21 protein-coding genes are annotated in these 22,695 nt (G+C 65.6%); 6 read left to right on the top strand and 15 right to left on the bottom strand.

What is annotated here, in order from left to right; translation table 11 throughout:
• Positions 1-8 precede the first annotated feature (8 nt).
• From CH268_RS26315 to CH268_RS26305, 3 genes are read right to left on the bottom strand one after another with little or no spacing between them, the layout of a single operon-like run.
• Positions 9-767 carry an alpha/beta fold hydrolase gene (locus CH268_RS26315; RefSeq protein ID WP_441346999.1) on the bottom strand — a complete coding sequence of 253 codons (759 nt, stop codon included), beginning with the start codon at positions 765-767 and terminating at the stop codon, positions 9-11.
• Between the two features lie 20 nt (positions 768-787).
• Complete coding sequence (locus tag CH268_RS26310) at positions 788-2,362, bottom strand: DNA polymerase Y family protein (RefSeq protein WP_027496378.1); 1,575 nt, start codon at positions 2,360-2,362, stop codon at positions 788-790.
• Entirely contained in the window at positions 2,359-3,222 is an 864-nt protein-coding gene (locus CH268_RS26305; RefSeq protein WP_094666302.1) for a hypothetical protein, read from the bottom strand. The genes CH268_RS26310 and CH268_RS26305 overlap by 4 nt, the downstream gene beginning before the upstream one ends.
• Before the next feature lie 205 nt (positions 3,223-3,427).
• Between CH268_RS26305 and CH268_RS26295 the strand changes: the two genes are divergently transcribed.
• Positions 3,428-4,648 (top strand): serine/threonine-protein kinase, encoded by a 1,221-nt coding sequence (locus tag CH268_RS26295; protein ID WP_174557273.1) that lies wholly within the window; start codon positions 3,428-3,430, stop codon positions 4,646-4,648.
• Between the two features lie 23 nt (positions 4,649-4,671).
• On the opposite strand, the gene CH268_RS26290 is transcribed toward CH268_RS26295, so the two are convergent.
• The 3 genes from CH268_RS26290 to CH268_RS26280 are packed head-to-tail and all read right to left on the bottom strand — an operon-like array spanning position 4,672 to position 7,624.
• The gene (locus tag CH268_RS26290) at positions 4,672-5,679 is read right to left on the bottom strand and encodes a MerR family transcriptional regulator (protein WP_094666300.1); all 1,008 of its coding nucleotides are present in this window, start codon (positions 5,677-5,679) and stop codon (positions 4,672-4,674) included.
• Between the two features lie 53 nt (positions 5,680-5,732).
• Positions 5,733-6,380: a response regulator gene (locus tag CH268_RS26285; protein ID WP_027496373.1), complete on the bottom strand. Its 648-nt coding sequence runs from the start codon at positions 6,378-6,380 to the stop codon at positions 5,733-5,735.
• A complete protein-coding gene (locus CH268_RS26280; RefSeq protein ID WP_051365358.1) occupies positions 6,377-7,624 on the bottom strand; it encodes a sensor histidine kinase in 1,248 nt (415 codons plus the stop codon). Before CH268_RS26280 ends, CH268_RS26285 begins: the two co-directional genes overlap by 4 nt.
• Before the next feature lie 278 nt (positions 7,625-7,902).
• Between CH268_RS26280 and CH268_RS26275 the strand changes: the two genes are divergently transcribed.
• Positions 7,903-9,294: a PspC domain-containing protein gene (locus CH268_RS26275; RefSeq protein WP_094666359.1), complete on the top strand. Its 1,392-nt coding sequence runs from the start codon at positions 7,903-7,905 to the stop codon at positions 9,292-9,294.
• Positions 9,291-9,548, top strand: a complete 258-nt coding sequence (locus CH268_RS26270; protein ID WP_027496370.1) for a hypothetical protein — start codon at positions 9,291-9,293, stop codon at positions 9,546-9,548. The genes CH268_RS26275 and CH268_RS26270 overlap by 4 nt, the downstream gene beginning before the upstream one ends.
• A gap of 5 nt (positions 9,549-9,553) precedes the next feature.
• On the opposite strand, the gene guaA is transcribed toward CH268_RS26270, so the two are convergent.
• From guaA to guaB, 4 genes are all read right to left on the bottom strand, one after another.
• Positions 9,554-11,143 (bottom strand): glutamine-hydrolyzing GMP synthase, encoded by a 1,590-nt coding sequence (guaA, locus tag CH268_RS26265; RefSeq protein WP_032365606.1) that lies wholly within the window; start codon positions 11,141-11,143, stop codon positions 9,554-9,556.
• Positions 11,144-11,193: 50 nt separating this feature from the next.
• Entirely contained in the window at positions 11,194-12,948 is a 1,755-nt protein-coding gene (locus CH268_RS26260) for an FAD-dependent oxidoreductase (RefSeq protein WP_094666299.1), read from the bottom strand.
• A gap of 188 nt (positions 12,949-13,136) precedes the next feature.
• Positions 13,137-14,276, bottom strand: a complete 1,140-nt coding sequence (locus CH268_RS26255) for a GuaB3 family IMP dehydrogenase-related protein (protein ID WP_027496367.1) — start codon at positions 14,274-14,276, stop codon at positions 13,137-13,139.
• 55 nt (positions 14,277-14,331) lie between these two features.
• Positions 14,332-15,855 (bottom strand): IMP dehydrogenase, encoded by a 1,524-nt coding sequence (gene guaB, locus CH268_RS26250; RefSeq protein ID WP_032365609.1) that lies wholly within the window; start codon positions 15,853-15,855, stop codon positions 14,332-14,334.
• A gap of 300 nt (positions 15,856-16,155) precedes the next feature.
• On the opposite strand from guaB, the gene CH268_RS26245 reads away from it, so the two are divergent.
• Positions 16,156-16,560, top strand: a complete 405-nt coding sequence (locus CH268_RS26245) for a DUF5319 domain-containing protein (protein ID WP_027496364.1) — start codon at positions 16,156-16,158, stop codon at positions 16,558-16,560.
• An 89-nt stretch (positions 16,561-16,649) separates the two neighbouring features.
• Here the strand turns inward: CH268_RS26245 and CH268_RS26240 are convergent, their stop codons facing one another.
• The 3 genes from CH268_RS26240 to CH268_RS26230 all read right to left on the bottom strand — a co-directional run bounded on the left by CH268_RS26240 (position 16,650) and on the right by CH268_RS26230 (position 19,215).
• On the bottom strand, positions 16,650-17,666 hold the full coding sequence (locus CH268_RS26240; protein ID WP_094666298.1) for an anti-sigma-D factor RsdA: 1,017 nt from the start codon (positions 17,664-17,666) through the stop codon (positions 16,650-16,652).
• Positions 17,659-18,237 carry a sigma-70 family RNA polymerase sigma factor gene (locus CH268_RS26235; RefSeq protein ID WP_027496363.1) on the bottom strand — a complete coding sequence of 193 codons (579 nt, stop codon included), beginning with the start codon at positions 18,235-18,237 and terminating at the stop codon, positions 17,659-17,661. Before CH268_RS26235 ends, CH268_RS26240 begins: the two co-directional genes overlap by 8 nt.
• A 135-nt stretch (positions 18,238-18,372) precedes the next feature.
• Positions 18,373-19,215 carry a hypothetical protein gene (locus tag CH268_RS26230; protein ID WP_141215194.1) on the bottom strand — a complete coding sequence of 281 codons (843 nt, stop codon included), beginning with the start codon at positions 19,213-19,215 and terminating at the stop codon, positions 18,373-18,375.
• A gap of 246 nt (positions 19,216-19,461) precedes the next feature.
• Between CH268_RS26230 and CH268_RS27640 the strand changes: the two genes are divergently transcribed.
• Both CH268_RS27640 and CH268_RS26220 read left to right on the top strand, forming a co-directional pair.
• Complete coding sequence (locus CH268_RS27640; RefSeq protein ID WP_141215193.1) at positions 19,462-19,695, top strand: hypothetical protein; 234 nt, start codon at positions 19,462-19,464, stop codon at positions 19,693-19,695.
• A 207-nt stretch (positions 19,696-19,902) separates the two neighbouring features.
• A complete protein-coding gene (locus CH268_RS26220; protein WP_027496361.1) occupies positions 19,903-20,196 on the top strand; it encodes a WhiB family transcriptional regulator in 294 nt (97 codons plus the stop codon).
• Positions 20,197-20,275: 79 nt separating this feature from the next.
• Here CH268_RS26220 and groL read toward each other — a convergent pair whose 3' ends face one another.
• Positions 20,276-21,889: a chaperonin GroEL gene (gene groL / locus CH268_RS26215; protein WP_094666295.1), complete on the bottom strand. Its 1,614-nt coding sequence runs from the start codon at positions 21,887-21,889 to the stop codon at positions 20,276-20,278.
• A 98-nt stretch (positions 21,890-21,987) separates the two neighbouring features.
• On the bottom strand, positions 21,988-22,287 hold the full coding sequence (gene groES / locus CH268_RS26210; protein WP_008718149.1) for a co-chaperone GroES: 300 nt from the start codon (positions 22,285-22,287) through the stop codon (positions 21,988-21,990).
• Positions 22,288-22,695: the final 408 nt, after the last annotated feature.

The following is a 22,695-nucleotide window of genomic DNA, read 5'->3' as shown; positions in this document are numbered from 1 at the left end:
AGAGCAGATTACTGCGTCAGAAATGGACGAACTACCGCTTCGAAGGCTGAGTAGCCATCGCGGTGGATGCTGTGTCCGGTCCTGAATGCCTCCACTCGACAGTTCGGAATGCTCGCTGCCATCGCGTCGAGCCGAACCGGATCGACCATGCCGCCCGGACCTCCACGAAGTACCAACGTCGGAGCAGTGATGTCGGCCAACGACTCCCACCACCGCGGGTTCGGCCGACGAAACTGCTCGAGAGCAGTGGCGGTCATCGATCGATCGAACGCGAGTACCGCACGGGGATGCAGAACAACGCTGGTCGCCGCATGCCAGAGTTCGGTGACCGACGGCATCCGGCCGGTCAGGGTCGGCGGGGCGTCCCCCGGCCTGATCGGTATCGGAAGTTCTTCGAGAACCAGGCGTCGGACGAGAGACGGGCGACGCTGCGCCACGAGCGAGACCGCGTATCCACCGAGTGAATGCCCGACGAGATCGACTTCGGTGAGCCCGAGGTGATCGATCAGGGCGAGGAGATCACCGCCGAACATGTCGAACTCGTACGTGGGCGTGTGGGCACTCTTGCCGTGCCCTCGGAGGTCGACGGTGATCACCCGGCGACCGTGCGCGGTCAGAGCCCGAGCGAAGCGATCCCAGGTTCCGCTGTCTCCGCCCATGCCGTGCACCAGCATCACCGGTGCCGCACTCGTGTGTTCCAGCGGCGCGAACGAGCGATACGCGATGTCGACGCCATCGAGGTCGACCGTCTCGGACATCATCTGCATTTCCCCGACGGTAGCGGTTCCTACTCGTAGATTCCTTCCACCCGCCACAGACCGTCGTCGAACACCAGCAGCAACGCCCTCTCGTCGTCGAGCACCACCTGTGCCCGCGCCGTCGGCCCCGTCGATCCTTGCCCGCTGTCCCACCACCGTTCGTCGACGGGCCACGGCCCGGCCAGGCCCGTCAACTCCCATTCCTTGGTCCCCCACCGCAATCTCTTGGGTGGCGCATCGAACACACCGCGGTCGGTGACGCCGATTCCCGAACCCGCCCGATTCATCAGCGTCACTGCCGGGCGTGTCTCGATCACCGCCGCCGGTGCCGGCTCGGGTAGTCGGCCAGGCCACGGGGCCGATGGATCGGACAGCGGCACCAGCTCGTCCCCCAGTGGACGCAACGTGATCCGCTCGGCCGGCCCGCGTCCACCGCTGAGAACACCCCCGAGCACCGATTCGCCGCCGAGCAGACCCTGAACGCGTACCAACGCCCGACGCGCCCTGTCGTCCTCGTCACCGACACTGCCCCACAAACCCAGCTGCAACTCCCCCGCTGCCACCACTTCGATCGGCTCGAGGCGCAGGACGGTGATCGCCGACGTCGGCTTGTTCTCGCTGCGTCCGGTGATCCAGCCGTCGAGTTGCCACCGCACGCGATCGGCCGTGCCCTCCGGCGTCAACGGCTCGGCGCACCGCCAGATTCGCGACAGATTCTCACCGTTGCCGGTACTGGCGTGCACCAGCAACCGAGTGCACGCAACAGCAGCCGCGGCGAGCTTGGTGTGCAGCTGCTCGGCCAATGCGCGCCCGGCGAACGCGGCTGCATCCACCCGATCGATCGGCGGATCGCACAGATACTCCACATCCAGGTCGGGAGGCAGAGCACGGGCAGACGGCGGCCTTTCGGGCTCACCGCGGGCACTGCGATGCGCCAGCACGGCATCGGTACCGAATCGCGATGCCACATCCGACGGAGACAGGGCAGCGAAGTCCCCGATTCTGCGTAAACCCAAGCGGTGCAACAGATCCACCAGTTCACCACGATCGGCCGCGGCCATACTGGGCTCCGCCGAGAGTTCGGCGATCGGTAACGGCGAAAGAAACCCGGCACCACCACCGCGCGGCACCACCTGTGCGTACCGTGCGGCGACGACTGCGGTGGACAACTCGTCGGCAATCCCGATCTGACATTCGACACCGGCAGCCGACGCTTCGTCGATCAACCGCTCCGCGGCGCGATGCTCGGTACCGAAGTACCGTCCGACACCACGCGCTGCAAGAACCAACAGGCCCGGCCGCAGCACTTCGACGCCGGGGGCGATGGCCGCGACAGCCGAGACCACGGGCTCGAACAGGCGTGCATCACGATCGGTATCGGCAACGGCCACATGCACGTCGGGGCACCGCGCCTGCGCCTCCCGGCGACGTAGGCCGCGCTTGATGCCCGACGCCCGTGCCGTGGCCGAGCAGGCGACGACCCGGTTGGCCGACGTGACGACCACCGGATGCGTCGCCGGTAGATCGGCCTGAGCTGCTGCGGCGACGGCAGGCCAGTCGGGACACCACAGCGCCAGAACACGGTTGGACTGGCCGGTACTCATGTCGAGACCGCGATCGACAACGGATTCGACTCCTGCTGTTCGGCATGCCATTCGATACGGCCGTTCTCCGCACGCAAGTCGAATCGAACCGTACGAGGACGCATCGCTTTGCCCCGCGCGCACACCGACAATCGAACCCCACGCAGCCGGCCACGCCCCAGCTCACGGCCTGTGCCGAGGCCGTCGTAACCGTGCACCGACGCGTCGAGTCGTAGCTCGGCTCCGTCCCAGTGCCCGTCGGTCACCACCAACGTCGCCCCTTTGCTGCGGGCGCGCGCCACTACTACCCTGGCCCGAGTCGGTGGTACCGACAGGCCACCGAGACCGAGGACGACGAGATCGACACCGTCGAGCAGGATCGCCGCCACTTCCACCGGGTCGGGGCCGGGATCGGGAATCAGAGCCAGCTTGCTCAGCTGCGCGCCCATCTCCACCGCAGCCAAAAGTCCGAAGCGGGGCTGACCTATGACGGCGACATGCCCGCCGGCACCGGTCACCGCGGCTACCAACCCGATCAACAACGAACCGGCACCGGACACCGAGGCCACCGTTCCGCGCACCAGACCACCGTGCGGAAGAACCTCCATCAGCGCCGACGGCACCGGAAGAACAGGCCGCCTACGGGTCGGTACCGACACCTGCTCCGAGCTGTCGACGACGTCGGATTCGGGGTCGGAATCGGGGTCGGTAGGGCGGGGACGAACGGGAGCAGAATTCTCGATGCGCACCGAGGCCGTTTCACCGCGAGACGGTACGGCAGCCATCCGACTGCGTAGCAGCGCCACCCGCTCGGGAAGCGACAACCCGTCGAGCGCATCCGGCGGTACGGAAGCCTGTGCTGCAGCCTCGGAAACAGACATGTCACTCCCCTTCACTGCATGAAAAATCGAGCCGAAACACCGGTGTTCGACGGACGCGGGAAGTGACGTATTCGAACACAATTTCGATCTGCACCCAGTAAAGCCGTTCGGACGGCAACTCGTCAAGGCGATGCCGTAGCTCCTGGTAGAGGCGGTAGTACTGCTGCTGCGGGCACACCGCGGCATCGTCCACTAACCTGTGGACGTGACCGATCAGCAGCGTGTTCGACGGGGAGTCGGGCCCGACTACCTCCTCGCCGGCAGATACCGTCTCGCCGGCAAGCTCGGCGGTGGCGGCATGGGCGCGGTCTGGCTCGCCACCGACACCCTTCTGCACCGGCAGGTGGCCGTCAAACAGGTCACCTCCACCACCCGATTGACCCCGGAACAGGCAGTGGACGTGCGCAACCGGGCCATGCGCGAAGGACGGATCGCGGCCCGCCTGTCGAGCCCACACGCCATTGCGATGCACGACGTCGCTCTCGTCGACGGCGAGCCGTGGTTAATCATGGAATACCTGTCCTCACGCAGCCTCGCGCAGGCGCTCGGCGTCACCGACTCACTACCACCGTTCGAAGTCGCTCAGATCGGTGCGCAGATCGCCGACGCCCTGACCGAAGCACACGACGCCGGAATCGTGCATCGCGACATCAAGCCGGGCAACATTCTGATCGCCGACCGCGGCAAGGATCTGGGCATCGTCAAGATCAGCGATTTCGGCATCTCTCGAGCCAAGGGTGACGTGGAGGAAGCCGACGACAGCGTCATCACCGGCACCCCCGCATACTTCGCCCCCGAGGTCGCCCGCGGCCAGGACCCCACTGCGGCCAGCGATGTGTTCTCCCTCGGTGCCACGTTGTACACCGCAATGGAAGGTGCGCCGCCCTTCGGCATCGATCACGATTCGATTGCGCTCCTGCACCGAGTTGCCAAGGGGCAGATCATCTCTCCCACTCGCAGCGGAGACCTCACCGGCCCACTACTGCACATGCTCGAGCCCGATCCAGCTCGACGCCCCACCATGGCGCAGGCCCGTGACGAGATCATTCTTGCCGCAATAAGCAAGCGCGGCACTATCTCTCAGTTGCGCGGAGTACCTCTGACCTCAGCGGACGGCGTCGTCCCCGCCTGGGCGAGACGGTCGACTCCCGTCTCGGAATCTCGTCGACCGTCCCGAGAATTCGGACGCACCATCGCCGGTCTGCCCGCCGTGCAACCGGGAGAAAGCCGAACGGATCCGACTCCCTCCTCGTACTCACCGCCGCCGTTCGACCTGCCGAAGAAGAGAAAGAACCCGGTCCAGGACGCACTCATGCGCATCGAGGACGTCATCGGCGACCGGACGTCCATCCCGGCAACGGCCGTCCTCGGCGGACTCGTCGTGGTCGTGATTCTTCTGATCCTGGCCGTCGTCCTGTTGCTGTAACAACTCCCGCACACTCCGTCCGTTCAGCCGAGAACCGGCATCACCAACGTCGTCAGAGCGCCGTCGACCGCGGAACGCACCAGCATCGGTTGATCCGGTGCAGCGATATCGAGCATCAGATCCGGTCCGACGGCCGATGCAACGGCGGCCTGCAGAACGGCCGCATCGAAGAACACAACGCTCTGTGAACCGGTCACCCGTGCAGGAACCGGAACACCATCGACCGAGAAACCGTCGGGCCCGGCCTCGATACGCAGGGTACTGCCGTCGACGGGAACGAAATCCCGTTGCAGCACAACCCTCGTCACAGTCGGAGCCAGACCGTCCATCATCGTGCGCCAGTCGGGGAATTCACCGTCGACCGTGTTCACCGCCACCCGAGAACCGTCGGAGTCGACCACCATCGACTCGTCGGTTCGCGTCAGCACGAGGGTGCCCGAGGCGGGGACGGCCTTGAGGGATCCGACGGCCACGATTCGCGACCACGGTAATCCGGGCGAGCACTGCGCGATGAAACTGCGCGTGGACAATCGATACCGATCCGTCGCGGTGAGGGTGACACTGCTTCCGTCCACCTCGATCAGTACGCCCTGCAGTACCGGAAATTCTTCGCTCGTCCCGGCCGCCGACGAGACCTGCGCCATCGCCGAGGCCAAGTCCTCGGAAGATACCGTTGCCGTGCAGTATTTTTCGTCGAACAACCGGCGAATCGACACTGCTGCCTCGGCTGCCGCCCGTGCCTGTGCGGCCAGAGCTTCGACGTGTCGATCCACGATCTCGATGGCGGCAGTTCCATCGCCGTCGAGGGCAGCGGCAACCTTGTCGAGTGGCAGCCCGATCTCGCGCAGCTGGCGAATGATGTTCGCCCGCTGCGATTGTGCGCGGGTGTAGTAGCGATAACCCGATTGTGCATCGATGGACGCCGGGGCCAGCAAGCCGCAATCGTCGTAGAACCGCAGGGCGCTGGGGGTCAGCCCGCTCTCGCGCGCGAACACACCGATGGTCAGGAATTCTTCGTCCGAATCAGTCATGCCGAAATCCTGAAGCTTCGCATCGGTCGAAGGTCAAGCCCAACGCAGACGGCCTAATCGATTCGACGCTTGTGCGCCCACCGCGTCAGTGCATTCCTGTTCGATTGTTGGGTCTTCCGAAGAACATTGGACGCGTGCGTTTCGACGGTTTTGACCGAGATGAACAGATCCTCGGCGATCTCGCGATACGTGTAGCCGCGCGCCAGCAACCTCAGCACTTCGAGTTCACGGGGCGTCAACGAATCCAATTCCGGATCCAACGGCGGCTCGGGCGCTGCGCTGCGGCCGGTGAACGAGTCGAGGACGAAGCCGGCAAGACGCGGGCTGAACACCGCGTCTCCCCCGGCTACGCGTCGGACGGAATCGGCCAGTTCCGAGCCGGAGATGGTCTTGGTGACATACCCCCTCGCGCCGGCCCGGATGACGGCGATGACGTCCTCCGCTGCGTCGGACACGCTGAGCGCCAAGCACACTGGGCCCTCGGCGATTCGGTTGAGCACGGCCACTCCACCACCGTCGGGCATGTGCACGTCCAGGAGCACCACGTCGGGCTTGGTGGAATCGATCCCCGACACCGCCTCGGCGACTCCGCCTGCTTCCCCGACGACGTCGATATCCGCCTCACGGCCCAGTTCGGCGCGTACTCCCGAGCGAAACACCGCGTGGTCGTCGACCAGAAAAACGCGGAAAGGGTCGGTCACGTCGGCTGCTCCTGATGGTTGGATTCGGATTCGGTGGTCACTGCCCCGCCGTTGCGAGGCATGAAGATTCGTACTTCGGTTCCCCTACCGACTGTGGACCGCACCTGTACGGAACCGCCGCGGCGTTCGATTCGTCCACGGATGGACTTGGCCAGTCCCTGTCGGTCCTCGGGCACCGCGGACTCGTCGAAGCCCGTACCGCGATCGCGGACGAACACACTGACCTGCTCGGGTTCGGTTTCGGCGAACAGATCGATGTTGGTCTCACCGGAATGTTTGGCCGCGTTGACCAGAGCTTCACGAGTGGCCCCCAGCAGCGCAGTGAAGCTCTCTCGCGACAGCCCCGATTCGACGTCGTCCGGCAACAGATGCACGTCCCCGACCGTGATGGGACGGACCGTCACGCCGTGTTGATCCTCGACCTCGCCGGAGATGGTCTTGAGCGCATCGGCCAAGCTCGAGTTGTCTGTGTCGCCGCCGTCGAACAACCACTTGCGCAGTTCTCGCTCCTGCCCACGCGCCAACCGCATGACCTCCTGCGGCCGATCCGCCTGCTTCTGAATGAGCGCCAACGTCTGCAGCACCGAATCGTGCAGATGCGACGCAATCTCTTCACGTTCGTCGTTTCGGATACGCGCCGATCGCTCCGCCCCGAGCGCACGCCAGGTCCGCAACCAGATCGGCACCGTCAACAGACCGACACCGACGAGGGTGACCACCACGGCCAACAGGGACGACCGAAGCGACGCGAGATCGACGCGGGCCAACACCACCACGGCCAGGCCCAGGACGATCAACGTCGCGCCGCCGACGACACGAGCCCAGCTGAGCACAGTCGGTTGCTTGGGCAACCCCAGCGCCGTCCGCGGCCCCTCGGCATCGAATTCTCGCCACACCAGGGCAGCACCGACGACGACCACGACGACCGGCACGACAACCGATGCCGCAGTACCACTGAGCAACCAGGCCAGCCCGACGGCGAGTCCGAGGCCGATGGCGGCCAGTCCCAATGCTCGTTGCCGCTCGGTAGCGCTCGGACGTGCCGTGTCGTCACCGACCGGGGTGAACATCCAGATCAGGCCGTACGCAACGATCCCTGCACCGGCGGACGCCGCGAGCAACGCGAACGCCACCCGTATCTTGAACACGTCGACACCCAGATGATCGGCGAGTCCGCCCGCGACGCCGCCGACGATACGACCGCCGCCGCGGCGTCGATACGGTGCGGGGGCCGACCGTTCCAACGCTGCACGAGAAGCCGAACCCGACGCAACGACAGGGTGCGGCGGGAGGGGACGGGTCGACGGCGCAGCACCGGGCGCGGCGGACGCGCCGACGGCGGCGTCAACGGCTGGATTGTCGACAGGGTGCACGCCCACGATCCTGGCACGGCCGAGGGCGGTACCGCATCAGGGTTCGCCCTGATCTTTCGCCCTTGCAACAGACCCGGGTGCAAGTCCGGGGTACGAGATCAGGGGAATCCCTGATGTGTTCCGAGGTTCGAGCCGACACGATGGTCATCATGAACAACGTGACCGTCTCGGATCAGCTACAGCAGATGTGGCGCACCCGTCCGCACCGCTTGCCGCAACGCGGACACGTGGCGGGTGTAGCAGCCGGTATCGGCTACCGATACGACGTCGACCCCGTACTGATCCGGGTCGCATTCGTCGTGTCCACCCTCTTCGGCGGCACCGGAATCGTGCTGTACCTGGCGGCGTGGCTGGTCCTCAGCCGCGCCGGCGACTCCGCCTCGGGGGTCGAATCCATGGTGGGCCGCGGGCACAGCTCCGATTCGACGACGAAGACCGTCGTCGTGGCGGTCGCGTTGGTGATCGCACTGTCGACACTCGGTCCGGCCGGTGTGGGACTCGGCGGATCCGGCGTGATCTCTCTCGCGGCGATGCTCGGCGGACTGTGGTTGCTTCACCAGCGCTGCCCCGAGCCGCCGCCGTACCTGCGAACAGCGGAATTCACCCGGCAGCAGTACGCACCGACCCCGTTCGGCTCGTCCACCACCTCCGCGGAGCAGTGGTCTGCCGCGCAATACCGGCCGCCGCAGTTCCAGTACGAGCAGTACACCCCGTACACGACGCTGCCCAAGAGCTACGAGCCGACACCGCAGACAACACAGCCGGTATCGGAATCCGGTACTGCACCGACCGTCGACCTCACCAAGAGCACACGTGCCGAAAGTATTTCTGCCACTGCCGTTCCGCCGGCACCTCAGGCCGTGACACCTCCGTCGTGGGACCCATTGGGAGTGGCACCGTTTGCGTGGGACCTCCCCGAACCGGCCGGCACCTTCCCACCGGCACCGATCGAACGTAAGCGTCGATCGCGTTGGACGGCAAGCTTTCTCGGCCTAGCATTGCTCGGCGCTGCCGTCACCACCGGACTCGGAGCACTGACAGGTTCCGACTGGATCACTCCGGGCCGCGTCGGTGCCGTCGCGTTGTCGATCATCGCAGTGGGTCTGATCCTGGGTGCATTTCTCCGAAAGGGCTACGGCCTGTTGGTCGTCGGCGCGCCGCTGGCCGGGTTCGTCGTTCTCGCATCGGTGGTCGGGCCGGTGAATCTGGACGACAGTGTGTCGGGCGCGCAACGGGTTGCCCCGCTCACCGCCGCCGCACTTGCCCCCGCCTACGACGTCGGCTTCGGTGAACTGGACCTCGACCTCACCGGCCTGACGCTCACCGAGAGCAAGACTGTGGCGATCGATGTGACGTTCGGCAGTGCCGTGGTGACCGTACCGAGCACGATGAGCATCGAGACGAAATGCAACGCCGAATTCGGTTCGGCCGAGTGCAGTGATCCCGGCGTCCGCGCCGGAAAGGACGCACGACCCGACGCGCCGGTCTTGACGATCGAGGGCGATGCGACATTCGGAGAACTGAAAGTGGTGCAGCAATGAGCGACAACGGGATTCACACCGAATACGGCCACGGAGACAGTTCTTCGGACACCGCGGCACAGAGTTCGAGCAGGCAGGGCCCGTCGGCTCCGTTGTTCCTCGCCGGACTCGCCGCGCTGATCGTGGCGATCGCCGCGCTGATCGGCCAGGACGCCGTCACCGCCCTGGCCGAGGTTCAGTTCCGCTGGGTGTTCGTCATCGCTGCGGTCGTGGTGGGTGCGGCCTTACTGCTGGGTCCCAGCAGAAAGCACTGAACCCGCTACTCCCACTCGATGGTGCCCGGCGGCTTGCTCGTGACGTCGAGTACGACTCGGTTGACCTCCGGAACCTCGTTGGTCACCCGAGTCGAAATCGTTTCCAGCACGTCGTACGGCAACCGGGTCCAGTCCGCGGTCATCGCATCCTCGCTCGACACCGGACGCAACACGATGGGGTGACCGTAGGTACGACCGTCTCCCTGCACGCCGACGCTGCGCACGTCGGCCAACAGCACCACCGGGCACTGCCAGATCTGCTGATCCAGGCCTGCGACCGTAAGCTCTTCTCGGACAATCGAATCCGCGTGACGCAACGTGGCCAGTCGGTCCGCGGTGATCTCTCCGACGATGCGAATGGCCAGTCCGGGTCCCGGGAACGGTTGTCTGCCGACGATGTCCTCGGGCAGGCCCAGCTCGCGTCCGACGGCGCGCACCTCGTCCTTGAACAGCGCACGCAACGGCTCCACCAACGCGAACTGCAGGTCGTCGGGCAGACCGCCGACGTTGTGATGGCTCTTGATGTTCGCGGTACCCGAACCGCCACCGGACTCCACGACGTCCGGGTACAGGGTGCCCTGCACCAGGAACTCGACGGAATCACCGTGCTCGGCGTTCTCGCCCAGCACCTCGGCGACGGCACCCTCGAAGCTGCGAATGAACTCGCGGCCGATGATCTTGCGTTTCTCCTCCGGGTCCGACACCCCTTCGAGCGCGCCGAGGAAGGTGTCCACCGCGTCGACGGTGACGAGCTTGGCACCGGTCGCGGCTACGAAGTCCTGCTGCACCTGCTCGCGTTCGCCTGCGCGTAGCAAGCCGTGGTCGACGAAGACACAGGTGAGCCGATCACCGATCGCACGCTGCACCAGAGCCGCGGCCACCGCAGAATCGACACCACCGGACAGGCCGCAGATCGCCTTGCCCGTCGGACCGACCTGTTCCTGGACGGCGTCGACCAGCGCGTCGGCGATGTTCGCGGCGGTCCAGTCCGGCTTGATTCCGGCGGTCTCGTGGAGGAATCGGCTCAGGACCTGCTGTCCGTGTGGTGAGTGGAGTACCTCGGGGTGGTACTGCACACCCGCCATCCGCTTCTCTTCGTTCTCGAACGCAGCAACCGGAGCCCCGGCACTGGTCGCGGTGACGGTGAAGCCGTCGGGAGCAGCGGTGACCGCGTCACCGTGACTCATCCAGACCGGCTGGGTGGACGGCAGACCGTCGTGCAGGCGGCCGCCGTCGACGCTGAGCTGAGTACGCCCGTACTCACGTGTTCCGGTGTGCTCGACGGTTCCGCCGAGCGCCTGCGCCATGGCCTGGAAGCCGTAGCAGATACCGAAGACCGGGACGCCCAGTTCGAGCAGGGCGGAGTCGAGTTCGGGTGCACCCTCGGCGTAGACGCTGGACGGCCCACCGGACAGCACCAGAGCAACGGGATCCTTGGCGGCGATCTCCTCGGCGGTCGCGGTGTGCGAGATGACCTCGGAGTACACGCTGGCCTCGCGCACCCGGCGGGCGATCAGCTGTGCGTACTGGGCTCCGAAATCGACGACCAGAACCGGCCGTGCGTGTGCGGGATCGTGTGCAGAGGAGTCGGTCACCTGGTCAGTCTAGTGGGACGGCTTCGGTGTACTCGCAGCACCCGAATCGCTCACGCGACACCCGAATGTTCGACGGGCATGGCCGCCGAACCGGACCTGATCTGCACGATCGGCAGCCGCAGGCCGCCGGGTGCGTCGACGGGCACGACGGGCGAGTTCGGAGCGATCGGATCGAGGCGCTGGTAGGGCTGGCCCTGCGCCGGACGCAGGTCCGACTCGCCCTTGTTCGGCCACAGAGCCGCCGACCGCTCGGCCTGCGCGCTGATGGTCAGCGACGGGTTGACTCCGAGGTTGGCCGAGACTGCCGCACCGTCGACCACGCTGAGAGTCGGGTAGCCGTGGACGCGGTGGTACGGGTCGATGACGCCGTGCTGGGCGTCCTCGGCGATAGCGCACCCACCGAGGAAGTGTGCGGTGAGCGGGATGTTGAACAGCTCGCCCCACGTCCCACCTGCGACGCCGCCGATCTTTTTCGCGATGCGCCGAGTGGCGTCGTTGCCCTCGGGAATCCACGTCGGGTTGGGCTGACCGTGCCCCTGACGGCTCGAGATCTTGCGGCCGAAGGGGCCCCGCTTGGTGAACGTGGTGATCGAGTTGTCGAGGTTCTGCATCACCAACGCGATGATGGTCCGCTCGCTCCAGTGCCGGACGTTGACGACGCGGACGAACTGGATCGGATGCGCGATCAGCGCGAAGACGAACTTGAGCCAACGCGGAATCTTTCCTCCGCCGTCGGTCATCAGGGTCTGCAGCATGCCCATCGCGTTGGAGCCCTTGCCGTAGCGGCACGGTTCGATGTGGGTGTTGGGGCTGGGATGGAACGAGGACGTGATGGCGACGCCGCGGGTGAGATCCATGTTCGGATCGACCGCCAACTTCGCGGCTCCGACGATCGACTCCGAGTTTGTGCGGGTCAGCTCACCGAGAGTGTCCGACAACCGCGGCAACGTGCCCGTGTCCTTCATCTTGTGCAGGAGGTTCTGCGTGCCCCACGTGCCGGCTGCCAGCACGACATTAGCAGCGCTGTACGTCTTGCGACCCTTGCGCAGACGCGCTCCGGTGCGCTCGGTGTCGACGTCCCAGGTGCCGTCGGATCGGGGAACGAGACCGGTGACGGTCGTCATCGGCACGATCTCGGCTCCTGCGCGCTCGGCCAGGCCGAGGTAGTTCTTCAGCAGGGTGTTCTTGGCTCCGTGGCGGCACCCGGTCATGCACTCGCCGCATTCGATACATCCGGTGCGCTCGGGGCCGGCACCACCGAAGTACGGGTCCGGGACGGTCTTACCTGGTTCGTCACCGAAGAACACGCCCACCGGTGTCTGAATGAACGTGTCGGCAACGCCCATATCCTCGGCCACCGACTTCATCACCTCGTCGGCGGGGGTCATGTGCGGGTTGCGCACGACACCCAACATGCGGGTGGCCTGGTCGTAGAACGGGGAGAGCTCACTGCTCCAGTCGGTGATGTGCGCCCACTGCTTGTCCTCGAAGAACGGTGCCTGCGGCTTGTACAGCGTGTTCGCGTAGTTCAGCGATCCGCCGCCGACCCCTGCACCGGCGAGGATCAGGCAGTCGCGCAGCAGATGCACCCGCTGGATGCCGTAGAGACCCAGCTTGGGTGCCCACAGGAAGCGCTTGAGATCCCAGCTGTTCTTGGCGAAGTCCTTGTCCTCGAATCGCTGCCCGGCCTCGAGGATTCCGACGCGGTATCCCTTCTCCACCAGCCGAAGCGCGGTGACGCTTCCACCGAAGCCCGAACCGACGATGAGAACGTCGTAATCCGTTGCGCGTCCAGCTGAACCCATGGTGACCTCCGCTACGTCCGTTACCTGTCGAACAGTATGCACATCGCTGTGTGACTACCGCCACAAGCGATTCTAGCTGTTACGGAAGGTATCACCAACCGAGGGTCGGCTTACCGGGACATGCCCGACGAACGACACAAGGCGCGCACCCGGAGATCGAGTGCGCGCCCTGTCGTATGGGGGTTCTGTCAGGCCCGAACGTTCAGGCCGACCTTCTGAAATTCCTTCAGATCGGAGTAGCCCGACTTCGCCATCGAGCGACGCAATCCGCCGACGAGGTTGATCGAGCCGTACGACTCACGCGACGGTCCGTGCAGCACCTGATCGAGGCTCGGACGCTCCCCCGCGGACATCGGCAGCAACGCGCCACGCGGCATCGACGGATGTGCCGCGGCGGACGGCCAGTACCAGCCGCCACCGGGAGCCTCGGCGGCCACGGCCAACGGCGCACCGAGCACCGCAGCATCCGCGCCGCAGGCGATGGCTTTCGCCAGTGCGCCGGACGTGGTGATGTCACCGTCGGCGATGACGTGCACGTAGCGTCCACCGGTCTCGTCCAGGTAGTCCCGACGTGCGGCCGCCGCGTCGGCGATCGCAGTGGCCATCGGAACACCGATGCCGAGAACTTCACCGGTGGTGGTGCCGCCTTCGACGGAGCCGTAGCCCACGATGACGCCGGCCGCACCCGTGCGCATCAGGTGCAACGCGGTCCGGTGATCGCTGACGCCGCCGGCGATGACGGGGACGTCGAGCTCTGCGATGAACGTCTTGAGGTTGAGCGGCTCGTCGTCGCCGTGCGCAACGTGCTCGGCGGAGATGATCGTGCCCTGGATGACCAGCAGATCCAGACCCGATGCGATCAGCGCAGGCGTCAGAGCACGGGCGTTCTGCGGGCTCACTCGTACAGCGACGGTGACGCCTGCATCACGCACCTGGCCCACTGCGGCGGCCAACAGATCGGGCTGCAACGGCGCAGCGTGCAGTTCCTGCAGGAATGCGATCGGCGCGTCGGGATCGAGATCGGTCTCGGCGATGTGGATCAACTGGTCGAGCTTGGCCTGCACGTCGGCGTGCCGCGCCCACAGCCCTTCGCCGTTGATCACCCCGAGCCCGCCTTGCTTACCGAGCTCGATGGCGAACGCAGGCGAGACCAACGCATCGGTCGGATGGGCGAGCACCGGGATGTCGAACCGGTAGGCATCGAGCTGCCAGGCAGTCGACACCTCCTTGGACGACCGGGTGCGCCGAGACGGCACGATATCGACGTCGTCCAGCTGGTAGGTGCGGCGGGCTTCTCTGCCCATGCCGATTTCAACGAGGTCGCGCACGCGCGCACCTTTCTACTTCGAGAGCGAATCGTTCGGCCACCAGGGGCCGACGCGACTATCGGGTGGTGTAGTTCGGAGCCTCAGCGGTCATCGTGATGTCGTGCGGGTGGCTCTCCTTGAGACCGGCCGCGGTGATCTGCACGAACTGAGCCTGCTGCAGGTGCTCGATGGACGTCGACCCGGTGTACCCCATGGCAGCGCGCAACCCACCGGTGAGCTGGTGGATGACCTGGTTCAACGGACCCCGGTACGGGACGCGTCCCTCGATCCCCTCGGGAACCAGCTTGTCCTCGGCCAGCACGTCGTCCTGGAAGTAGCGGTCCTTCGAGAACGACTTCGCTCCCCCGCGTCCCTGCATCGCACCGAGTGAGCCCATGCCGCGGTAGCTCTTGAACTGCTTGCCGCCGACCAGGATCAGCTCACCCGGAGACTCGGCGGTGCCGGCCAACAACGATCCGAGCATTGCGGTCGACGCGCCTGCAGCGAGTGCCTTGGCGATGTCACCGGAGAACTGCATACCGCCGTCGGCGATGACCGGTACGCCGTGCGGCTTGCACGCGGCCACGGCTTCGAGGATGGCGGTGATCTGCGGAGCGCCGACGCCGGCGACCACGCGGGTGGTGCAGATCGATCCGGGTCCGACGCCCACCTTCACCGCATCGGCACCGGCCTCGACGAGGGCTAGTGCGCCCGCGCGGGTGGCGACGTTTCCGCCGACGACCTGAACGCGCTCGCCCACCTCTGCCTTGAGCTTGCTGACCATCTCGAGCACCTGAGAATTGTGGCCGTGCGCGGTGTCGACGATGATGACGTCGACGCCGGCATCGGTCAGTGCCATCGACCTGGCCCAGGCATCCTGCCCGACGCCCACTGCTGCTCCGACCAGCAGACGACCGTCACGGTCCTTGGTGGCGTCGGGGTGCTGCTCGGTCTTGACGAAGTCCTTCACCGTGATCAGGCCGGTGAGTGCGCCTTTGCCGTCGACGATCGGTAGCTTCTCGATCTTGTGGCGACGCAGCAGGCCGAGGGCCGCTTCGGCGGTGACCCCCTCCTGCGCGGTGATCAACGGTGCCTTCGTCATGACGTCGGCGACGCGACGGTTCTGATCCACCTCGAACCGCATGTCGCGGTTGGTGATGATGCCGACCAGCGCACCGGTCTCGTCGGTGACCGGGAGCCCCGAGATACGGAAGCGCGCACACATCGCGTCGACCTCGGCCAGCGAGTCGGTGGGCTTGCAGGTGACCGGGTCGGTGACCATCCCGGCCTCCGAGCGCTTGACGGTCTCGACCTGAGACGCCTGATCGTGCAGCGAGAGATTGCGGTGCAGCACACCCATGCCGCCTGCACGTGCCATCGCAATGGCCATCCGCGCCTCGGTGACGGTATCCATCGCAGAACTGACCAGCGGGACTCGCAGCCTGATCTCGCGGGTGATCTGACTGGACGTGTCCACGGCGCTGGGGATCAGATCCGAAGCGGCCGGCAGCAGCAGGACGTCGTCGAACGTGAGGCCGAGCATCGCGACCTTGTTGGGATCGTCGCCGCCTGTGCGGACGTGGGCTCCGGGACTACTCATACGAATCTGGCCCTCCCTAGAGCCTGGTTGCATCGTGGGCGCGGCATGCGGCCGGTGAGAGCTCGCAGGCGCACCGCGGTGCGGTGTTGGAGAACGGATGGAGTTTCGGCACTTGCACTCATCTGTTCAGCGCCGGGAACCATGGTATCGGCCTGCGGCACAATCAGTGCGCACGCCTCCCGCTGCGGACGCTCGGAGGCACCGAATCGAAGACCCGACGGGGTCCGGCGGTACGGATCGTCCGGCATGTCGCGCTCGAACGGCTGGCGCAGACCCACCAGTTCTGCGTACCGTGGAGGCGTGCGCGATCAACTGCCTCCCGGTCTACCCCCGGATCCGTTCGCCGGAGACCCCGCCGACCCGTCGGCCGCCCTCGATGCAATCGAGCCCGGCCAGCCTCTCGATCCCCAAGAACGGCTGGCCGTAGAAGAAGACTTGGCGGACCTCGCTGTCTACGAGGCACTCCTCGGCCACCGCGGTATCCGTGGACTCGTCGTGTGCTGCGAAGACTGCCAGCAGGACCACTACCACGACTGGGACATGCTGCGTGCGAATCTGCTGCAGCTGCTCGTCGACGGCACCGTGCGCCCGCACGAGCCGGCCTACGACCCGGTGCCCGACGCGTACGTCACGTGGGATTACTGCCGTGGTTTCGCCGACGCATCCATGAACGACGCTCTGCACGGAGACGGTTTCGAGAGCTGAGACCCCAGACAAACGAAGAAGCCCGACACGATCATCGTGTCGGGCTTCTTCGTTGTTCACGGTCTGCGTCGTCGAACAGGGCCTGTCGCTCAGCTTCCGCCGGACGGAACCGACATGCGGTCGCCGTTCTCGGGCGAACTGCCACTGGCAGTGGCCGTCGGCTGATTCGGGTTGTCGAGCACCGTCGGTGTGACGTCGGTGGTCGTCGGACTCGGACTCGTGGTGACGGGCGGGCTGACCGGTGTCGTCGTTTCCGGATTCGGCGTGCTCGGAACCGCGGTGGATTCCGGTGCAACCGTCTCCACCGGAGCCGTCGGAACCAGAGTTGCTTGGCTGGGCACCGACAACGGGGCTGCCGGGGCCACACCCATCGGAGGTACCACGGGCGGCACCGTCATGGCCTGCAACTCCTGCAGCAAACGGGCCAGCCACTGGTCGAGTTCGGCTCGCTGAGCATCGTCGATGACCGCGGAACTGCGGTTCGATGCGCCGTCGAGAAGAGCGCGGGCAGCGTCGGCATCGCCGGACGACAGAAGGTTCTCCGCCTCCTGCAGCTTCGATGTCGTATCTATCTGCGCGACAGTCGAATCGGCCTGCTCGGAGAACACGACCGACTTGACGCTCCACAGCGGATCCTCGGGCGTCGAGTTGTACGAGATGACCACCAGACCGCCCAACACGACTGCGATCGCGGCGGCGGCACCGGCGAGCGGACGCAACAGACGCATCCGGCCCCCGCGGTTCGCCGCGCTGGATCGAGCCATGTCGGCTGCCACCTTCTCGCGCTCGACGGCCGCAACAACGGTGTCGAGAGAAGGACCGGCCGGCATGGACGGTGTGATCACGTCCGCTCGCCAATTGGCGAGCAGGAGCGCGAGTTGGTAATCGTCCGCATCATCGGTTGCGATCGGTCCGTCACCACTGATCGCGTCGATGAAGGCATCGTCACGACGAACGGCGACGAGGTCCACGGGACCACCGTCTGCGCCGATGTCGGCATAGGGATCGTTCTGCTTCGGTCCAGTGGGTGTCACGTGCTCTCCGATACGCGAGATTCCGCGACGCGGGGTCTCACCGGGGCCACCGTGACCATTGTCCCTAGCCATACATTTCACCTGCTCTCACAACTTCGTTCTTCAGTTTTGCGATAGCTCGGTGCTGAGCCACGCGGATAGCGCCTGCAGTGCTGCCGACCGCAGCTGCCGTCTCCTCGGCCGACAATCCGACGATGAGTCGGAGCACCAGAATCTCGCGGTGCTTGGCGGGCAAGGTGTCCAGTAGTGCAGTCATCTGACGACTCGACTCGGATTCCAGAGCTCGCTGCTCCGGACCATGTTCTGTCGACACGACATCTGGTACTTCGGCGGCCGGGTCCGATTTGTTACGCGAGGCACTGCGATGAGCATCTGCGACCTTGTGCGCCGCGATGCCGTACACGAATGCCATGAACGGACGACCTTGATCCTGGTAACGCGGCAAGGCGGTCATGACTGCCAAACAGACCTCCTGCGCCACGTCGTCGGCCGAAAGCTGACCACGCTCAGCCGAACCGACTCGAGCCCGGCAATACCGGACGACGAGTGGTCGGATGAATTCCAAGACCCGGGACAGAGCCAGTCGATCGCCTTGCGCTGCGGCAACGACGAAAGAGTCCAACTCCTCACCCGCACTGTTCATCGTCGACAAATTTCCCCGCGTTACAGGTACGCACCCGCCTGGGAGCGCTTCCACGTGGTGGTGGAACGAACCAAGGATAGCGACACCGACGGCCTGCAATCGAACCGCTCGGTCCGTGCGCGGCTGCGGTCCAGGTCAACCGACCGCGGATCCGCCCAGTCGTTGGAGCGCGGCTCCCAGCTCGCGTGCCGACACCATGTCCGAATCCGCTCCCCCGGTTCCTTCGCACAGCATCGTCGCGGCCCAACGCAAGGGCAGTAAACCGTGCATCGCCGCAGCACAGGCCACGTCGACGGCCCCTGCGCATGCACGCTCGGTCGCACCGGCGCAGCTCAGGGCCGCCGCCATCACCAGATCGGTTTTGATGCGGTGCCGTATCGAATCGGTGTCGGCGGCAAGTGCACGAGCGAACTCGGCGTGTCGGAGCGCTCCAGTGCCGTCTCCACGCATCATCGCCAGCTCGGCTGCCACCCACTGCGCGCGCAGCGCCGGACGCCACAGATCCGACACGCCGGGCACCGAGAGCAGCTCTGCGTTGCGCGCCAGGAACGCATCCGCGAACCCGAATCGGCCGGTCCCCAGTGCATCCGCCGCCAATCCGACCAGGGCATCACTGCGCGCCTCCACCGCGTCCGTCGTGCGCGCCTCGCCGGTGAGCCCGATCAGGAACACCGCCCTCCCGTCGAACCCACGGGCGAGCCGGTGCCGACCGATCTGGCGTAGCCATGACGCCCTGGTCGACTCGTACAGGGACTCGAGCGCCGGCGACGTCGGCCGGAACCGCCGAAGCTCGACCCGGGCAGCGTTGTACCGACCCTGGCCGGCCAACGCGACACCGCGGTACCAACTCTGCCGCGCATCGGTGGCCGCCGGTAGGTCGGTTCGACCGGGGTCTACTCCGAACGCCGCCTTTTTCAGCTCGAGTCCGATGCAGTCGGACTCTCCGGTGACGGGCGAGGACTTCGAAACACTGTGCACGACGTCAGGGTATGGCCACGGACGGACTGCAGACACGCGAGTGGGCCGACCGAGAACGACGGACACGCAACGCACGAATGCGAATGTCGCGCCGGACGGGCTGTCGCATTCACGACGACCTTTCAGGACGCCGCTGCAGTTTTCACAGAATTAACAATGTGAATAGGTGTTGTTTCGGAAACAGTTATCTGAACGCTGTGTGGCGAATGGGTTAAACGGCGGGTCGTTTAACGGAGCCGGACAAGAATGCGTCGGGCACATTCGACACCGCCGATCGGAATCGTTCGGCAACAACGACTGACTCCTCGCTCGATCCGCTCGGCCGCTCGTGCATCGAGGCCGAACCCGGCCCGCCACCGCTCGACGCTCTGCGACAACACCTTCGAGCTGCGGGTCTTCGAGAAACGCGCGGTGGAATTCGGAGCGGCACCGGCTCGCGCCGACACGTCACCGTCGATCCTGCGCCGCGTCGTGCCATGAGCATCGTCTCCCGACTCGGCCGATTTCTCAACCGGAAGCGCACACATGCGAGCGGTTCGAAGTAAATATCGAGCGTGTTAATTCTTCGCCCTCCCGCTATGCATTTGCCCACGATCGAGCTCTATTGACTCGATTTCGTCGACCCACATAACGTTGTCGCTGTTCGGATCACGAATCCGTCGAAGCCACACCACCCTAGGAGTTTCCATGCCGCAGCCGAACCACCTCCCTGGGCCGAACGCCGATATTTGGGATTGGCAGATGCACGGCCTGTGCCGTGGCGTCGACTCGTCCATGTTCTTCCACCCCGACGGCGAGCGGGGTCGGGCGCGAGCACAGCGAGAGATGCGCGCCAAAGAGATGTGCCGCAGCTGTCCGGTACTCGCTCAGTGCCGCACCCACGCACTCAACGTCAGCGAGCCGTACGGCATCTGGGGAGGGATGTCCGAGACGGAGCGCGAATTGCACGCCCGGCACAACCGCCGCCGCATCGCGGTCTGAGCACACGACATTCACAGCTGCACACACGACGAAGCCCCCAACCCGTTCGGGTTGGGGGCTTCGTCGTACTACCCGAAAATCAGTGAGCGTGTCCGTGGCCGGTTGCGGCCTCGGATTCTTCTTCGGGCTTCTCGACGATGGAGCTTTCCGTCGTCAGGATCATGCGCGCGACGGATGCGGCGTTGACCACGGCAGATCGGGTCACCTTCACCGGATCCACCACACCGTCGGCCAGCAGGTCGCCGTACGTCAGGGTCGCGGCGTTGAAACCGTGGCCCTTCGGCAACTCGGCCACCTTGCTGACGACGACGGAACCGTCGATGCCGGCGTTGGTGGCAATCCAGAACAGCGGTGCGTTCAGTGCAGTGCGCACCACTGCGACGCCGGTGGCTTCGTCACCGGTAAGGCCGAGATCGTCGGCCAGCGACAACGCGGCCTGAGTCAGAGCGGAGCCACCGCCGGGAACGATGCCTTCTTCCACTGCAGCCTTGGCCGCTGCAACTGCATCGTCGACGCGGAACTTGCGTTCCTTGAGCTCGGTCTCGGTTGCGGCACCGACCTTGATGACGGCAATGCCGCCGGAGAGCTTCGCGAGCCGCTCTTCGAGCTTTTCACGATCCCACTCGGAGTCGGTGTTCTCGATCTCGCGACGAAGCTGGCCGACGCGGGCATCGATGTCGTCCTGCGAGCCGGAACCGTCGACGATGGTCGTCTCGTCCTTGGTGACGACGACGCGACGCGCCCGGCCGAGCAGCTCGAGGCCGGCTTCCTTCAGGCTCAGGCCGACATCTGCAGTGATGACCTGGCCTGCGGTGACGACTGCGAGGTCGTCGAGGAACGCCTTGCGACGGTCGCCGAAGAACGGAGCCTTGACGGCAACGGCCTTGATCGTCTTGCGGATGGAGTTCACGACCAGAGTCGACAGAACCTCACCCTCGGTGTCCTCGGCGATGATCAGCAACGGCTTGCCGCTCTCGGCAACCTTCTCCAACAGCGGGAGGAAGTCGGGAAGCGAGGTGATCTTCTCGCGGTAGAGCAGGACGTAGGCGTCCTCGAGCACAGCTTCCTGCGTGTCGACGTCGGTGACGAAGTACGGCGAGAGGTAGCCCTTGTCGAACTGGACGCCCTCGGTGACCGACAGCTCGGTGAGCAGCGTCGAGGACTCCTCGACGGTGACGACGCCGTCTGCACCGACGCGAGTGAGCGCCTCACCGACGAGTTCGCCGATCTCGGGGTCCCGCGAGGACACGGTCGCAACCTGAGCGATGGCCTGCTTGCCCTCGACCGGGGTGGCGGCGGCGAGCAGTGCCTCGGCAACCTTGTCCGCTGCCTTGGAGATACCGGTGCCCAGCGCGATGGGGTTGGCTCCGGCGGCGATGTTCTTCAGTCCGCCGCGGACGAGAGCTTGTGCGAGAACGGTCGCCGTGGTGGTGCCGTCGCCTGCGACGTCGTTCGTCTTGGTGGCGACGCTCTTGACCAACTGGGCGCCGAGATTCTCGAACGGATCTTCCAGGTCGATTTCACGAGCGATCGACACACCGTCGTTGGTGACCGTGGGGCCACCGAAGGCCTTGGAGAGGACGACGTGGCGACCACGCGGTCCGAGAGTGACCTTGACTGCGTCGGCGAGCTTGTCGACGCCGCGCTCGAGAGAGCGGCGTGCTTCCTCGTTGAATTGGATTTGCTTTGCCATGTTTCGGTGTTACTCCTTCGAGTAAAGAAACTCGATCGAACGCACTCCGCCCCGGGACCGACACTGAAATCGGATTCCGGGGCGGGATGCGTTGTGGCCTACTTGGCGATGACTGCCAGCACGTCGCGTGCCGACAGAATCAGGTACTCCTCGCCGGCGTACTTGATCTCGGTGCCGCCGTACTTGCTGTAGATGACGGTGTCACCTTCTTTGACGTCGACCGGGATTCGGTTGCCCTTCTCGGTGACACGGCCTTCGCCAACGGCGACGACGGTGCCCTCCTGGGGCTTCTCCTTGGCTGTGTCGGGGATGACCAGACCGGAGGCGGTCGTCGTCTCGGCCTCGTTGGCCTGGACGAGGATCTTGTCCTCGAGCGGCTTGATTTTCACGCTCGCCACGTTGAGCCCTCCAAAGTTATGGGGTACGCGTCCGGGGTCGGATCCCCGGACAGCTGTGTGTAAGTACTTCTCGTGCGGTCCTGACAAACTCGGCACGAAACTCGGTCCCGTCGTCGCGGGTGCCGGGACTTCGCTCGGTGCCAACTAGCACTCTATACACGAGAGTGCCAGCACTCAAGGGCTGGGTTCGCCAGGCTTGCGTTCGGGCGACCGACTCGGCCGGATCGCACTTCCACCCGACCCGCACCGGTCGCCTCGGCACGCGACACGGGGATTTCCACACTTTTTTCTCGACGCCACGACACTGCCGAAGGCGCAGGTGAGGCCGCACCCGAGCCTACGAAGTAACCGACCGAGCAGATTATTACGGTCGCGCAACGGGATCGGTAACGTTACGATAACGGAGCT

Source organism: Rhodococcus sp. 06-1460-1B, assembly GCF_002258475.1.
Taxonomy (GTDB): domain Bacteria; phylum Actinomycetota; class Actinomycetes; order Mycobacteriales; family Mycobacteriaceae; genus Rhodococcoides; species Rhodococcoides fascians.
Note: the sequence above shows the minus strand (reverse complement) of the source record. Positions and strands in the feature narration are given on the sequence as shown.

What these genes read in the sequence shown, in the direction of transcription:
- CH268_RS26240 (WP_094666298.1), bottom strand. Translation starts at nt 17,666, where the DNA reads ATGGCTAGGGACAATGGTCACGGTGGCCCCGGTGAGACCCCGCGTCGC.
- groL (WP_094666295.1), bottom strand. Translation starts at nt 21,889, where the DNA reads ATGGCAAAGCAAATCCAATTCAACGAGGAAGCACGCCGCTCTCTCGAG.
- CH268_RS27640 (WP_141215193.1), top strand. Translation starts at nt 19,462, where the DNA reads ATGCGTCGGGCACATTCGACACCGCCGATCGGAATCGTTCGGCAACAA.
- guaB (WP_032365609.1), bottom strand. Translation starts at nt 15,855, where the DNA reads ATGAGTAGTCCCGGAGCCCACGTCCGCACAGGCGGCGACGATCCCAAC.
- CH268_RS26270 (WP_027496370.1), top strand. Translation starts at nt 9,291, where the DNA reads ATGAGCGACAACGGGATTCACACCGAATACGGCCACGGAGACAGTTCT.
- CH268_RS26290 (WP_094666300.1), bottom strand. Translation starts at nt 5,679, where the DNA reads ATGACTGATTCGGACGAAGAATTCCTGACCATCGGTGTGTTCGCGCGC.
- CH268_RS26260 (WP_094666299.1), bottom strand. Translation starts at nt 12,948, where the DNA reads ATGGGTTCAGCTGGACGCGCAACGGATTACGACGTTCTCATCGTCGGT.
- CH268_RS26310 (WP_027496378.1), bottom strand. Translation starts at nt 2,362, where the DNA reads ATGAGTACCGGCCAGTCCAACCGTGTTCTGGCGCTGTGGTGTCCCGAC.
- CH268_RS26275 (WP_094666359.1), top strand. Translation starts at nt 7,903, where the DNA reads ATGAACAACGTGACCGTCTCGGATCAGCTACAGCAGATGTGGCGCACC.
- CH268_RS26220 (WP_027496361.1), top strand. Translation starts at nt 19,903, where the DNA reads ATGCCGCAGCCGAACCACCTCCCTGGGCCGAACGCCGATATTTGGGAT.
- CH268_RS26235 (WP_027496363.1), bottom strand. Translation starts at nt 18,237, where the DNA reads ATGAACAGTGCGGGTGAGGAGTTGGACTCTTTCGTCGTTGCCGCAGCG.
- CH268_RS26315 (WP_441346999.1), bottom strand. Translation starts at nt 767, where the DNA reads ATGCAGATGATGTCCGAGACGGTCGACCTCGATGGCGTCGACATCGCG.
- CH268_RS26305 (WP_094666302.1), bottom strand. Translation starts at nt 3,222, where the DNA reads ATGTCTGTTTCCGAGGCTGCAGCACAGGCTTCCGTACCGCCGGATGCG.